Here is a 14,828-nt window from a genome sequence, read left to right on the forward strand (position 1 = left end):
TTCTGCTTCAAACTGGACTGATATGAGCTTATTTGCACCCTAAACTCTATGCTAACTAGCGTCGATCGCCTACTTTTTGTTCGAGGAGTGCCTATCTTTAAAGAGCTACGGGATGATTTTCTCGTGAGATTAGCTTCGATTATGGATGAGCTATCTTTTCCAGCGAAGCACACCATCTTTAAGGAAGGGCAGGAAGGGCGATCGCTTTATATTGTGGTGTCTGGCCGAGTCCGCGTCCACCTGAGCAACCAAGAGCTAGCCCAGCTAGAGAAAGGCGCTTGCTTTGGTGAAATGTCTTTGTTTGATGCTGAGCCACGGTCGGCTTCGGTAAGCACGCTAGAAAATTGTGAGTGTCTGGTCCTAACGCAGCAGCAGCTTTACGATGCCATTGACGAGACTCCTGGTATTGCGCTCAATATCATCCGGTTGCTGTCTCGCCGGATTCGCGAACTAAATCAGAGAATTAATGCCCAAGACGTAGAAAATCAAAAACTATTGTCGTTCTACAACCGCCACATGAATAGCAGGGAGGACAGCCGCTTGCCATCTTCCTACTAAAATTTCGCGATGGGTTGTTGAAACTGAGCACAGGAGCGCACAAATCGAGCGGCTAGTTCAGGTCGGCTCCCCCAGTGCAAATGTAAATAGGAGGCATGCACTTGCTGCGATCGCCAGCCTTCTAGACTGGGTGCTTCTTGCGACGATGGGTCATAGCGCCAAGTTTGAAATAAGGGTTGGGGCGTAGTTTCAGTGAGAGTCGAGCGGTGAAACTCGTGACCGCAAACTGTAGTGCCCGCCGCTATTAAGGAACTAGTTTGTTGCGCGATCGCCCGTCGGTAACCCAGAGTTAAACGAGCCCCCATCACAGCAGTAGTCGGCAAAATCCCAACCATTGGCCAGGATTGCTGATCAAACCCTTGAATCTGCTGGCATAAATACATCAACCCGCCACACTCAGCGTAAGTGGGTAGCCCTGCTTGAATTGCCACTCGTACCGCATCTCGTCCAGAAGCGTTGTCTGCCAACTGCTCGGCAAAGACTTCAGGAAAACCACCGCCCAAATAAAGCCCTTGTACATCTACTGGCAAATGGGGATCGCTGAGAGGACTCCAAGAAATGAGTTCTGCACCTAATTGTTCCAGGCAGTCTAAGTTGTCGGCGTAGTAGAAGTTAAAGGCGCGATCGCGAGCCACAGCAATTCGCACTGGAGACTGCGGCAACAAGTTTTGCTCCTGACCAGCCAACGGCTCAGAAGGCTGAGGAGGTGGCGCATCAAGCAACGGCAACAGTTGCAGCCAGTCGAAGCAGGTTTCGCCTAAGTCAGCGAGTCGGTCGATCAATAAGTTGAACTGAGCTAATTCTCCAGTCGGGACTAAACCGAGGTGGCGATCTGGAATCGTGATCTCCACTTGGCGACGCAACACGCCCAAAATTGGCAAATTGAGTGGCTCTAAAGCCGACTGCAAGAGTTCTAGATGGCGATCGCTGCCAACTCGGTTCAGGACCACACCCGCTAATTGAATTCGTGGATCGAACAAACGGTATCCGTGGGCGATCGCCGCCACAGAGCGTGACAAACGGCTGCAATCTAGCACCAGCAAAACTGGAATATTGAGCAGGCGGGCAATATGAGCGGTACTAGCCCAATCCTCTGCTCCCGTGGCACCGTCGAATAAACCCATCACGCCTTCGACTAAAGCACAGTCAACCCCAGGGGTATGGCGAGCAAAGCATTCTTGCACATAGGCTTCTGAAGTCAGGACGGGATCAAGATTGCGGCAAGCTCGACCCGTTACCTGCGTGTGAAACATCGGGTCGATGTAATCTGGGCCGACCTTAAACGATTGCACCTGCAACCCTCGGCGCTGCATCGCTGCCAACAGCGCCAAAGTCACTGTCGTCTTGCCCACACCACTTCTCTCACCCGCGATCGCCAAAGCCATAACTGAACCATAAAAAATAAGGTGCTAGCTAGAAATCACCTCATGATGATCTTGCTAACACCTTAATAAACTAACTCAGGTATTTACTCGGCTGAGTGGTCCCGCAGTTTAGCAATTTGAGCTGACACAGCTAGGCTTTCTTCATACAGTGCATCCCGACCCCAACTTTGGAGTTGTTGACTGAGCAGATTCTCTGCTTTCTGGTCCAATAGAGATGAAACCTGCTGAATTCGGCAGGATTGGGCACCACCCCCCGATTCCATCCGCATACAACCAGAGGTTTCAGAGCAAAGCACTGTACAACAATCAGCCTTGGGATTCGTCGAAGTGAGACGCAACGCCATCAAGTCTCCCCCCACATCCCCATAATCAGCCGTAGGCATTCCTGCTAATTCTGCTTCAATCGGGCGCTGATCAGCCGCAACAAACCGCACGCGCCGCAAATCGTAATCGCCTCCTTCATGCTCATAAGAGACAGGGTGCCATTGGAGCCGACTTGCTAACCAACCTAGGAACATTAAAGCTTGGGTCGGATTTCCTTGCTCGTAGTCAATTGTGACGCGATCGACTTCTGTCAAGGCAGCCCGACGCTCTGGGGGATCGAAAGCCTCCGCAGTTAATTCCTGCCACGGGGCCAGGCGTCGCCAGTTCAGGTCAGCAACATGAGTTCCTTGTTCCAGAAGGCTTTGGACTTTGAGCAAGCCAGTTTCTGCTTCCAAGAAAGTGCTGGAGTCTACGATGACACAGGTAGAAAACCCTGCTAATTGCCTGAATAAGTCTTGATTAGGCTCGGGCGTTGCTTTCCACCACAAAAACTTTGGCAGGTCACTAATCAACAGAGAAGAAACCAAACTACTAGCTCGGTCTAGCGCTGTCTCTGTGCCTCGCAGAGTTATGTACTCGCAACAAATCAAAGTACTGCGGCTTTGCTTTTGCACGGGGCAGTAAGCAGAAACCTGAGCTGTCACTCCTTCATCTTCCCCAGAAACCGGGAACAGAGCGATGATGCGGCAAGGATTTTGGCTGGCGATCGCATCTGCCACTCCTGCCCCTCTAGCATCTCTGGCATAGGAAGGACTGATTGAGGAAGAGTCATTACTGACAGCACTCGTGCGCTTTTTGGTAAGTTCCTCCTGCAACTTTTGCAATGTTTCGGAAGTGGCTTTGCCCGTAACAGGTAAACCATAGGTTTCCTGAGCTGTCCTCAGAGCTGCTTCCATGCGAGGGCCAGTAATGCCATCAATCGGCCCCGTATAAAAACCGAGATCAGCAAGTAAGTGCTGAGTTTCCTCCGGTTCATAAACGATCAAACTAAAAGTAGCGGCTCTCGTTGCTACAGGAAAGGAGCCATCATCACCTGTAGCACTGTAACTTTGCCAAATCTTGCCAAGTTCACCGTCAATTTCGCTCAGCGAAACATCTTTGGGAGCTTGCAGAGAAACAACAGGAGAAGACTGTTTAGCCATAGGATTTATTGAGGTAGTTAGGGTTCAGGAATCAGCGTTCTGAGGTTAGAGATGTAGTTCAGTGCTCTCGATGCGCTGGCTACCAAAAAACTACGGCCTCCGCCAACGATGGCCATCGCGGTTCAGCAACAATTCGGCTTCGGCTGGTTCCCACGTACCCGCTTCGTAAGTAGGGATTGAGGTGGGGTCAGTGGGAGATTCCCAAACCGTCAACGCGGGAGTCACGACTCGCCAAGCTGCTTCCACTTCATCCGCGCGAGTAAACAGGGTTTGATCCCCCATCATGCAATCCAGCAATAGGCGATTGTAAGCATCAGCGTTGGAAACACCGAAGGTAGAGCCGTATTGGAAATCCATATCCACTGAGCGACTTCGCAAGCTCGGCCCTGGCATTTTGGCATCAAAGCGCAGAGAAATCCCTTCGTTCGGTTGAATTCGTAGCACCAGCACGTTGGGGTTTGCTTGCTGCGTAGCCGACTGGAAAATCAAAAATGGCACTTCTCGAAACTGGATGGCAATCTCTGTCACCTTCTTGGGCAACCGCTTCCCAGTTCGTAAGTAGAAGGGCACTCCTTGCCAGCGCCAGTTATCGACCACTAGCTTCATGGCGACATAAGTGGGCGTGGTTGAGTTCGGATCAACTCCTGGCTCTTCGCGATAACCCGCCACTTGCTTGCCCTTCATCCATCCGGCTGTGTACTGCCCCCGAATTGCGGAAAACTCTAGGTTATGCTCGTCGGCTAAGTGCGTCGCCTGAATCACTTTGACTTTTTCTGTGCGGATACTGTCGGCATCAAGAGAGTTGGGAGCTTCCATTGCCGTGAGTGAAAACAGCTGCATCAGGTGGTTTTGCACCATATCTCGCAGCGCCCCAGAGCTTTCGTAGTAGCCCGCCCGATCTTCAACCCCTACCGTCTCGCCAACTGTGATCTGTACGTGATCGACAAACTGACGATTCCACAATGGCTCGAAAATGGCGTTGGCAAAGCGAAACACGAGGAGGTTTTGAACGGTTTCTTTACCCAAGTAGTGGTCGATGCGGTAGACCTGCTCTTCCTTGCAAACCTGGCGCACTACCTGGTTGAGAGATTGGGCCGAGCCTAAGTCCCGCCCAAAGGGTTTTTCGATCACCAAGCGGCTTTTCTGGGGATCGGTCAACATGTTGGCTGTGCCCAACTGCCGAATTGCCTCTCCAAAGAATTTGGGAGAAACCGCTAAGTAGAAGACGCGATTGCCTCTAGTGCCTCTTTTGCCATCAAGCTCCCCTAAAAATTCTTTGAGCTTGAGATAACTATCTGGATCATCAATGTCACCAGAGCAGTAAAACAAGCCTTGAGCAAAATCTTGCCAAGCATCTTCCGAGCCTACCCCATCGGAGAACTGATCGATTCCTTCGCGCATTTGTTCGCGGAAGTAGTCGTGACTCCAAGGCCGACGAGCCACTCCCACAATGGTCATTTCAGCGGGTAGTCGCCGTTCTCGCTTGAGTTGGTAGATAGCGGGCACTAACTTGCGCTGCGCCAAATCCCCTGAGGCGCCAAAAATAACCATAATCAGGGGTTCAGGAATTCGTTCCTGCTGCAAACCAACGCGCAGAGGATTCTCGAGCAAAGTCACCATATTAGAATTTGTGATTAATTAATGAGTTAAGAGTTAGTGGTTAGCGATTGGCTGTTAGCGCTTAGCGGTTAGCTTGAGAAACTCCTAATAATCCGAGAGGCTGATGGAGTGTTCTAATTAAAGGGAGCCAGAAGGCGATCGCTCTAGGTAATTGCCCACAGCTAACCGCCAATTATCAAAAACTACTAGAAGCCAACCGCCAGCGCTTTCTACACAGGAGAGAGAAGATTGATTTTTTCTTCCAATGCCTGCATCAGCGAGTGGAAGGGTTGAACAAACTTATCAAGCCCCTCATGTAACAGTTCGGTCATGACCTGATCAAGGTCGATATTGATGTCGGGATCTTTCAGATTCTCAATCAGGGTATATGCATGATCCACGTCAGTTTCGATGCGGCTGGCGACATCACAGTGATCCACACAAGCATCAATGGTGCTGGGGGGTAGGGTGTTGACGGTATCTGGCCCCACCAAACCATCTACATACATGACATCGCTATAGTCGGGGTTCTTGGTCCCGGTGCTCGCCCACAACAGACGTTGCACATTCGCACCCTTTTCTGTCAGGGCTTTCCAACGGTCAGTTTGGATGATCTTTTTGTATTCTTGATAAGCAATCTTGGCATTAGCGATCGCTACTTTACCTTTCACGGCTCTTAGCTTGGCTTCTTTTTCGAGGCGATCGACCCCTGCCTTCAGTTGGTTATCAATCGCTTCGTCCACTTTGATGTCAATGCGGCTGAGGAAGAAACTGGCAACTGAAGCTAGTTTGCTAATGTCACCACCGTCAGCCACTCGCTTTTCTAGACCCCGAATGTAAGCCCAAGCGGTTTCGATGTAGCTGTCAACTGAGAACAGCAGCGTCACGTTGACGTTGATCCCTTCGCTGATCACCTGCTCAACGGCGGGTAGACCTTCTGCGGTTCCAGGGATCTTGATCATGACGTTCTCACGACCAATTTCACGGTAATAACGACGGGCTTCTTCGATGGTTTTTTGCGTATCGTTAGCGATCGTGGGAGGCACTTCAATGCTGACGTAGCCATCTAGGCCACCGGACTCGTCGTACACGGCGCGAAAGATATCGCAAGCATTCCGAATGTCATCAAAGATCAAAGATTCGTAAATCTCTTGGAGCGGTTTGCCAGCCCGCACTCCCGCTTCAATATCAGCGTCGTACATAGCATTGCCGATGATCGCTTTCTCAAAAATGGCTGGGTTGGAAGTGAGTCCGCGAATCCCTTGCTCTTCAATCAACCGCTTCAGTTCACCGGATTGAATCAAATCACGGGCCAAGTTATCCATCCAAATACTTTGGCCTTGATCTTTGATTTCTAGTAAATGGTTTGTGGTCATAACAGTCCTTATTTAATTCCTTAAATTTCTTGTGGTAGCAACAACGCAACTCAGTTTTGTTGCAGAGTAGCCAGTTATCGTTTGGCTGCCATCAGCCTTTCGTCTTGTTCGCGATCGCGCTCCTGAATAAAAGATTCAACTAGCGTCACATCTTCTTTACTGCCAATAATTAGGGGGCTACGAGCATGCAGTTTGTTAGGCACTACATCAAGAATGTCTTGAGTGCCAGCGCTAGCTCTTCCCCCTGCTTGCTCTATCAAAAAAGCGAGCGGAGCAGTCTCATACAGGAGGCGTAACTTACCTTCTGGCTTCTTCACTGTGCCCGGATAGAGAAAAACACCGCCTTGGAACAAAATGCGATGAATATCTCCGACTAAGGCACCGCTATAACGAGCCGTATACCCCTCATGGCGATGCACATAACGGATATAGTCCCGAATTGATTCTTCCCATTGCCAGAAGTTACCTTCGTTGACGCTGTAAACAGGGCCGTGGTCAGGAATGCGAATGTTTTCGTTCGATAAAATAAACTCGCCTAAGCTGGGATCAAGTGTGAACGCATGTACTCCGGTTCCCATTGAATAGACCAACATCGTGCTAGGGCCATAGAGCACATAACCCGCAGCAATCTGCTTCTGCCCGCTCTGGAGTAGATCACTAGCGGTACCATCATCTTCCCCTTCTTGTTGGCGAATGGCAAAGATGGAGCCGACATTGATATTGATATCTACATTAGAAGAACCATCAATTGGGTCATAAAGGAGCGTGTAGCGCCCAATGGGACAGTTTTCTGGGATGTAGTAAGGCTGCTCCATCTCCTCAGATGCGAGGCGGCAAACCAGTCCGCTCTGCTTAAACACAGAGATGAAGACCTCGTTGGCATAGACATCCATCTTCTTGACCGTTTCTCCCTGGACATTGATGTCTCCTGTAACCCCCAGGACATTTTCCATCAACCCAGCGCGACTGAGACGACGAGCGATCAGCTTTGCCGCTAAGCCAATCCGACCCATGATAGCGCTCAAGTCTTGAGCATCGGCGGAAAAGCTATGTAATTGCTGTAATACGTGGCGGGATAAAGTCGTGCAATCGCGGTCCAGGCTACGTTCTCCCTGTACCAAAGGTTGTTGAGCATCAACCACGTCTTCTCCTCCTGATCTAGTGAGTGTTAGTAAAGAACTCACTGAGTTCAAAACCTGGCTATTTCTGCCTTCTATATTAGAGAGGGATTCCCAAACTGAAATCTGACTTTAGGTAAACTACAGAAACTGAGATAAAAGTATTCACAGTTTCACGACTCAGGTAGCGACCGCTGTGAGGGTCCCACTTCAGCCGACTGCGAGCATGCTTTTTCGCTTTTGTGATTATTAACAGCCAGCCCAAGGAGAGCCTGCTGCTTCTACCCTGTGTGTAACTTAGGTGTGAGCAATCACTTACGTCTCTTACTCCTATTCTAGAGAGTGAATTGTCTAACTAGTGTTGCGCACAGTCAGCGGCACCCGCCCAGAGGTTTTCTCTAAGTTGTCAAATGCTAAGCCAGCCAGTGGGAGGTGTAACAGTCACTTCTGCTACAAAATACAAAGTTTTACGCTTTGCAAAGCAAAACTTGAACCTGTACTGGCAGACACCTTAATCCCTGAAGCGGAATGAAAGTCAACCTTGGCAGCGATCGCAGTGCCCACACCGCAAATTAGTTGCCTCTGCAGCGAAGCCAAAAGCGCTCAACAAAAACTGCCAGCGACATTGCCGAGTACCCAGGTAATCTGTCATTTGAGTGATCGCTTGAGTCTGGAGCTGATTCAAAGTGGTGGAATTTTGACTAGTAGAGGCGATCGCGTAATGAAAGGGATCTTGCCAACGCAGTTGTCCAGCAGCTTGCAACAAAGAGAGGGCGATCGCTCCATCGGGAAACTGGCGTGATACGGCTTCTACGGTGCCTTGGCGAGGAAGTTTGTGGATTAATTGGCTAGCAATTTGCTGTTGCGATCGCAGCTTATCGGCAAAAAATTGACGCCGCTGTTTATCTCCTGAATCTAACCACCCAGTGGGTTCGCTCACCAAGGTCAAGGCGATTGCAGGTTCCCCGTCTCGTCCTGCTCGACCAATCTCTTGCACATATTCCGAGAGCAAGAAGGGAACGTGAAAATGTATTACCCAGCGACAATCTGGCTTGTTGATCCCTAGGCCAAAAGCAGAGGTGCAAATCACAAATTGGGTGTGTCCGTGCAACCAAGCTTGCTCAATGGCGCGACGCTCCTCTGGGCTTAACCCGGCGTGGTAAGCAGTAGTGGCATAGCCTTCTTGCTGTAGCCAAGTGACCAAGCTCTCACTATCGCGCCGAGTGCGGACATACACTAAACCTGCTTGCTGCGGTCTCGCTTGAATAAACTGCAAGAGCTGCTGTTTGCGGCCTCGTGGAGTCCAAGCGGTCTTGACCAACAAGTGCAAATTATCTCGGTAGGGATTGCAGCGAAACACCTGTGGTTGGCGTAGTTGCAGAATGTGTTGAATAGTTTTTTGAGCTTGGGGATCAGCCGTAGCGGTAAAAGTTGCGATCGCGATCCGAGTGCCCGGTGGCTTGGTTCGGAGCAGCGCTGGACGGACGGCACCGAGGCGGTAGTAAGCAGGTCGAAAGCTGTCTCCCCACTGAGCTAGACAATGAGCCTCATCGAGTACCAAACTATTGATTTTCAAGTTTGGTTGGCATATTCTCTCCCAGACAGCGGGACTCAACAAAGTTTCTGGCGAGAGGTACAGCAACCGCAGCTTTTGTTGTTCTAGCGCCCACAGCGTTTGTTTGCGCTGTCGAATCGGCAGTTCGCTGTGGAGCAGCGCCGCAGGCAGGCGACGTTGTTGCAGTTCTTGTACTTGGTTCTCCATCAGCGCTACTAAGGGAGAAACCACTAATGTCAACCCAGGTTGCAGCAAGGCTGGCAATTGAAAACAAATTGACTTACCACCCCCGGTCGGCATGATGCTCAGGGAGTCTCGTTGGGCTAACAAGCTCTGCACAACTTCAGCTTGTGACGGTCGAAATGCCGAGTAACCCCAAACTTCTTCTAACGTTTGCTGAGCTTGGTTCCAGAGACTGGGTTGGACTAAATTCATGACTCCGCTCGCGATCGAATACCTGTACCTGTACAGGAACGCACCCTGGCTTAGCATGCCCAGAACTAGAGTTGAGGCTGCGAGCTAGCAAAGAACCTAAGGATTGATTGCTGTAGCTTCTAGGTTCGGACGATGTTGTTCCAAAACGTGGTAGCACTCTGCCACATTCAATTGTTGTTTTAACGCTTCTACCAAAGCTGTATAAGCTTCTTGATGCTGTTGCAATAAATTTCGAGCTTTTAGAACAGCCCATCGTTCTTTTTCTTGTCCTTCTCGCTGTGGACGGCGCAGTTGGACCCAAATAGTACGGAACTTTCGCAGGTCATCTGCGCCTCCCTCGGCATCGCCATAGACCAGCGTTTCTGCCACACCTCCCGCCATCCAAACCGTACAGTAGCGCTCTAGGAGTTGGGCGGAAAGGGTGCCTTGTTGTAACTCTGTATCTAGTTCTTGACAGTCAAAGGTGACTCCGCCTTGACCTGCTTGGCCTTGTTTGAAAGCATCCCAAGCACTTAAGGCATAGCCTGTGATTGGAATATTGAGCAAATAAGCGACTAGAAAATGTCCTGCTTCGTGATGAATCACGCGATCGCGATGGGCCGGGGATCGCCTGGCAAACCAATCCACTACCAAGGTGCCACCTGTCCCTTGCCAAGCAAAGCGATCCACCGTGACCAAGCTCATCAGCGCCACTACCGCGATCGCAGGTACTAGGGGCGAGAGATGGACGAGCGGTCCTAGGAGGCTGGTCATCGTCACGGTAAACACAGAAATAGCAACCAAGTTAAGCGTGATTTGATTCATGCGGCTGACGGAACCATGAAGTTAAGGACGACTCAAGACTACTCAAGATTACTGAGGGCTATTGGTATTACTGGGAGCAGGTGCCAGATTTTTCGCCTTATAAAAAGTTTCTAAACTGGCGCGATCGCCCACAAAGCGCCAATGCCAAGGCTCATAACTCACGTTCTGAGGATTATTTTTGGTAAAAGAAATCTCAAAGTTATAGCGGACAGCATTGTTTTTGAGCCACTGAAAAGCTGTAGTTTCTTCAAAGCTCGTACTCAAGTTAGTCTCTGGAGCATTAGCATCACCAACATCAATCGCATAGCCTGTATGGTGCTCGCTGTAGCCCGGTGGCGCACTCACCTCCGCTCGCTTGGTCGCATCCTGCCCGCGTTCTGCCTTGATATCAAAAAAGACATGCTGTTGGTCTGCTAGGGAGCGAAACCCCGAAATCGGTACGAGTGCCACACCGTCTGCTTGAGCTGCTGCTACCATCGACTCAAAGGCTGCTGCTGCTGCTTTCCTTAACTTGATATTGCCATCTATTGTCAGAGGTTCTAGCTCTGCGGCAGGTGCTTCTGGATAAGGCAAATGCCCCAACAAAGTCTCTCCATTCGGACCGACAGTTGGCTCTGTTTGGGGTGAGGGGGCTGTAGCATTAGCACCTGGACTAGAAGGGGCTGGCTTTTGAAATTGAGAGACGAGCCAAACACTACTTAAGAGCGCGATCGCGCCTAACCCGCCTGCCGCTCCCATGAGCCATTGTCGAGGCAGCTTAGGCTGAGGTTGAATCTCTGGGGTTTCCCGCACTGCTTCCGGGATATCGCCCAATGACGCAGGAGCTTGCGGTGGTTTTCCAGGCAGATCGGGGTTATTCAAATTTCAACTCCTGCCTTGAGGTCGCAGCATAACAACTAAACCGATTGCAATATTAAAAATTGTAGACCGGAGCCGATCAATCGACAGTCCAGTCTTTTTGCTTTGATCCCGCTATGCCTAGCCTCGGAATCAGCCTGCTAAAACTTTATTTACCCCTGATCGGATGGGTGTTTTTGGGGCTAGCTCTGGGTCAGCGGCTGCCTCCAGCGACTATGAGCATTCTAGGAAAGTTTCTCTTCTGGATCGGGGTGCCAATTAGCATTGTGGCGTTTTTGCGGCGCGCTAGTTTGAGTGGACCGATTTGGATTGCTCCTGTGACTGCCTGGGCCGCAATTTTTTTGGGAGCAGGTCTAGCTTGGCTTTGGTTGCAACACCAACCCCAGGCTTTGGCCCTGAGCAAACCTGATCTCAGCAAACCTGATCTAAACGAGCCTCATCCGAGTAAACCCACCCGAGGCAGCTTCATACTCGCTGCTATGGTCGGGAATACAGGTTATCTAGGCTATCCTGTCACCCTAACTTTGGTCGGGTCCAAATACTTTGCTTGGGCATTGTTCTACGATCTCTTAGGAACCACGATAGGAGCTTACGGACTAGGAGTCGTTATGGCGGCTCGTTATGGAATGGGAGTGCAGCCTTATGGGTGGCTAGCCCAAGCTCTCGGCAAAAATCCCGCCCTTTGGAGTTTGGGGTTGGGGTTAACGTTTCGAGCAGTGCTTTTACCTCCGCTTTTAGAGCAAAGTTTACAGATAGCAGCTTGGAGCAATGTAGCTCTGTCCTTGATTCTGATTGGGATGCGACTCAGCCAATTGTCTTCTTGGCGCAGTCTACGCCTTGCCTCTATTAGCCTTGGCATCAAAATGTTAGTAGTGCCATTTCTCCTGGGATTGGGGCTATGGCTGGTTGGGGTTCAGGGTCCTGCTCAGTTAGTTATTGTGTTGCAGATGGCCATGCCGCCTGCTTTCGCCACCCTTGTGATTGCTGAAGCCTATGATTTGGATCGTGACTTAGCCGTCACGGCTCTAGCAGTGGGTTCTACGGGCCTCTTGTTTACTTTGCCCATTTGGTTATGGCTCTTTCAGTAGCCTTGGCTAGCTAAGCAGGATGGGTCATTTACCCCACCCAACTGACGTCTTCACCACTGCTGTTGACGGCTGGTAAGGGTTTAGTAATTGGCACTTCGCGTCGGCTCTCTTTGGGTGCGCCTGATGGAGACTGGGATGCTTTATTTACTTGATCTGGTGAAATGTGAGTTTGAGTCTTGCGTCTTTGTAATGAAGCTTGGCGTTCTGGGACAATTACTTTCTGCATCAAATACTCAATTGTTTGTTGTTTGACCCAGCCCCTTGTCACCAGGATGTCACCAAAGCGCATTCCAGTTAGCTTTTGATCATTCAAGGCCACATCTATCTGCCCAGGTGACAGCAAGCCAGCTTCCACTAAGTACCCACCTAAGCGCTTTATATGACTCGCGTGATCTGGCACAGCTGGCTTCTCCAAGCGATCGCTTTTGTCTGGCCTTTTGCCCGGCTTTTTATCCGACATTGTGATTTCAGTCTATCAAGCTGGTTTGTAGCCCCTTCACAGTTCGCAACTCCAATTCCTGAAATTCACTGACATTTATTGAGCTTGACGATTAACCGGAGGCGCGATCGCTGGAGTTACTAGTTCACTGGGGTTCATTTGCTCATACTTTTCAAAAGGCTGATGAATCCAAGGATTGTCGAGCAAGTAGTCTACGTAATAATCCGGCGCAACGGTGGAACAAGCCTTATACCAAAGCACCGCTGTTCGTACTTCTTCTACATAAAAACCGTATTTGCGATCGAGCCAAGTTAAGGTGCGCTCTAGGGTTACTCCAGAATCTACCAAGTCGTCTACTAATAAGATATGGCTACCCAAATTGGCAGTTGTCATGGTTAAGTCACGCGAGAACGTAATCGAACCCCGCACTTGATTGTTCAGCCCACCATAAGATGAAGTGGCCAAAATTGCTAAAGGTTGATTATAAATTCGCGACAGAATATCACCGACGCGCAAACCACCTTTAGCTAGACAAATAATCTGATTGAATTGCCAATTTGACTGATGAATTTGAGCAGCTAATGCTTCAATTTTTTGATAATACTCGGTCCAAGAAACGTGAAGATCCACCATGATTGATTCAATTAAGCAGTAAGAATGAAGAGCATGATACAACTCTTAACCCCATCTCACTCAGGAATTTCTGAGCTTGCTAGTCTCCCTTTTGCCACGACCCTACCATCACAATTCAATTTGGGACGCATACGGACAATCGTGACACTGGGAATCCTAAGCTGACCTCTCAGAAGTTTCTGCTCGCCCACGGCTAAGTACAGATGCGAAAAAAGATACTTTTATGGCTTTGTTTGGGCTTTGCTAGTTTGCCGATCGCCTGTCTATGGGCTGCCAATTGGGTTGCGGCTAAGCAAGAAAAACAATCGCAGCAACAGTGGCAAGTTTTTACAACTCGATTTGCTGATTCTGCTCCTAATCGTACGGCTTTGCAGCTAGAGGTATTAAGCGCTAGGTTAGGCATCAATCTGCTGGGTGCCAAAAGCGATCGCCTAACTCCAACAGCAGTCCAGCAATTTGAGGCGATTCAGCCAGAACTGCAAGAATTTTTAGACAAGCAGTTAGAAGATGCCACTGATGCAGTGGAGCCACTACCCCCACCCTTACAAAAATATTTATGGGCGCATGCCGACACCCTAGATGCCATCCGTCAGCAAGGGCTACAAGGTGAAGTACCTCAGTGGGCCTCAGTTATGTCCCGCCCCAATGCGACTCAAGTTCGCCCGAACTTTGCTGGCTTTGTGAAGCTACAACGTCTGCTGGCTATTGATGCTCTAGAGAAAAATCGGCTCGGCCAAACTGAGACAGCGATCGCCAATCTGGAAGCAAGTTGGAGGCTGACCCAAGGCTTGCGCGATCGCCCAGAGCTAAACAGCCAAGTCGTGGCGCTAATCATGACTAGAATCCAAGCGGGTAGCCTCCGGAAAATGCAGCAGTTACCGCCCATTTGGCACCAACGTTTGCTGGAGCACGACTACCGCCAGTCTTTTCAAGCAGCGTTGAACTGGGAAAGTTGGTTGGTTGCCGACTTGATTCGGAGAACAGATCTGCTAGCTAAGCCTGAGCACGCAGGACTGCAACCACTTTGGCAATCGATCCGCCAACCTTATCTTCGCCTGGCTGCTTTGGATGCGGCTAGCAAAATGCGCCGAGCTTACACGGACTTACCCCAGCAAAATGTCTGTCTCTTTAATCCCCGAACTTTTGATGACGATTTAGGAACCTCACTTGCTTTCTGGAATGGAGAGGGTGGAGATATTTTGTTTGGGTTTGCTCAGCAATGGCGAACCGCAGGTTACTTAATGCTCGATTTGGAATTCACTCAAAAGGTACTAAGTACCAAAGCGCTTAATACTTTTGAGCCAGTGTCTACTATAGTCACTCCGCAATCTCGCATTTGTCCCCACGCTCAGTGGATTTATCGAGCTTCTCCAACTCAAACTTGGACGCTGAGCTTCAGCCAGGCACTAGAGCGACCTGCTCGTAAAACTAAAGGTCTAGTTTTACCGTTAACTTATCGTGCCAAAGCGCAAAAAATCTGATAGTTTCTGATAGTTTTGATAAACCCTTGGTGC

At 49.9% G+C, this 14,828-nt stretch carries 13 protein-coding genes; 3 read left to right on the plus strand and 10 right to left on the minus strand.

The features are described 5' to 3' along the window. Nucleotides 1-48: 48 nt before the first annotated feature. On the plus strand, nt 49-558 hold the full coding sequence (locus tag H6F68_RS24615) for a Crp/Fnr family transcriptional regulator (RefSeq protein ID WP_190433465.1): 510 nt from the start codon (nt 49-51) through the stop codon (nt 556-558). On the opposite strand, the gene H6F68_RS24620 is transcribed toward H6F68_RS24615, so the two are convergent. The 8 genes from H6F68_RS24620 to H6F68_RS24655 all read right to left on the minus strand — a co-directional run bounded on the left by H6F68_RS24620 (nt 555) and on the right by H6F68_RS24655 (nt 11,157). Continuing rightward, nucleotides 555-1,943 (minus strand): cobyrinate a,c-diamide synthase, encoded by a 1,389-nt coding sequence (locus tag H6F68_RS24620; RefSeq protein WP_190563111.1) that lies wholly within the window; start codon nt 1,941-1,943, stop codon nt 555-557. The two genes, H6F68_RS24615 and H6F68_RS24620, sit on opposite strands and share 4 nt — an antisense overlap. 83 nt (nt 1,944-2,026) lie before the next feature. Next, nucleotides 2,027-3,409: a glucose-6-phosphate dehydrogenase assembly protein OpcA gene (gene opcA / locus H6F68_RS24625; RefSeq protein ID WP_190563113.1), complete on the minus strand. Its 1,383-nt coding sequence runs from the start codon at nt 3,407-3,409 to the stop codon at nt 2,027-2,029. A 90-nt stretch (nt 3,410-3,499) separates the two neighbouring features. After that, a complete protein-coding gene (gene zwf, locus H6F68_RS24630; protein ID WP_190563115.1) occupies nt 3,500-5,029 on the minus strand; it encodes a glucose-6-phosphate dehydrogenase in 1,530 nt (509 codons plus the stop codon). Between the two features lie 209 nt (nt 5,030-5,238). Beyond that, a complete protein-coding gene (tal, locus tag H6F68_RS24635; protein WP_190554888.1) occupies nt 5,239-6,384 on the minus strand; it encodes a transaldolase in 1,146 nt (381 codons plus the stop codon). Nucleotides 6,385-6,458: 74 nt separating this feature from the next. Then, a complete protein-coding gene (gene fbp, locus H6F68_RS24640; protein ID WP_190563117.1) occupies nt 6,459-7,526 on the minus strand; it encodes a class 1 fructose-bisphosphatase in 1,068 nt (355 codons plus the stop codon). A gap of 511 nt (nt 7,527-8,037) precedes the next feature. Then, nucleotides 8,038-9,492, minus strand: coding sequence for an ATP-dependent DNA helicase RecQ (locus tag H6F68_RS24645; protein ID WP_190563119.1), 1,455 nt, complete (start codon nt 9,490-9,492; stop codon nt 8,038-8,040). 96 nt (nt 9,493-9,588) lie between these two features. Continuing rightward, nucleotides 9,589-10,296, minus strand: a complete 708-nt coding sequence (locus H6F68_RS24650) for an ATP-dependent Zn protease (RefSeq protein WP_190563121.1) — start codon at nt 10,294-10,296, stop codon at nt 9,589-9,591. Between the two features lie 48 nt (nt 10,297-10,344). After that, a complete protein-coding gene (locus tag H6F68_RS24655; RefSeq protein WP_190563123.1) occupies nt 10,345-11,157 on the minus strand; it encodes a D-alanyl-D-alanine carboxypeptidase family protein in 813 nt (270 codons plus the stop codon). Nucleotides 11,158-11,270: 113 nt separating this feature from the next. On the opposite strand from H6F68_RS24655, the gene H6F68_RS24660 reads away from it, so the two are divergent. Next, the gene (locus H6F68_RS24660) at nt 11,271-12,242 is read left to right on the plus strand and encodes an AEC family transporter (protein WP_190563126.1); all 972 of its coding nucleotides are present in this window, start codon (nt 11,271-11,273) and stop codon (nt 12,240-12,242) included. A gap of 28 nt (nt 12,243-12,270) precedes the next feature. On the opposite strand, the gene H6F68_RS29170 is transcribed toward H6F68_RS24660, so the two are convergent. Beyond that, entirely contained in the window at nt 12,271-12,702 is a 432-nt protein-coding gene (locus H6F68_RS29170; RefSeq protein ID WP_242065644.1) for a hypothetical protein, read from the minus strand. A 75-nt stretch (nt 12,703-12,777) separates the two neighbouring features. Continuing rightward, nucleotides 12,778-13,314, minus strand: a complete 537-nt coding sequence (locus tag H6F68_RS24670) for a phosphoribosyltransferase (protein ID WP_190563128.1) — start codon at nt 13,312-13,314, stop codon at nt 12,778-12,780. A gap of 203 nt (nt 13,315-13,517) precedes the next feature. Here H6F68_RS24670 and H6F68_RS24675 point away from each other — a divergent pair, with 203 nt between their 5' ends. Next, nucleotides 13,518-14,795: a hypothetical protein gene (locus tag H6F68_RS24675; RefSeq protein ID WP_190563130.1), complete on the plus strand. Its 1,278-nt coding sequence runs from the start codon at nt 13,518-13,520 to the stop codon at nt 14,793-14,795. The last annotated feature ends 33 nt before the right edge of the window (nt 14,796-14,828 follow it).

Source organism: Trichocoleus sp. FACHB-262 (genome assembly GCF_014696035.1).
GTDB lineage: Bacteria > Cyanobacteriota > Cyanobacteriia > FACHB-46 > FACHB-46 > Trichocoleus.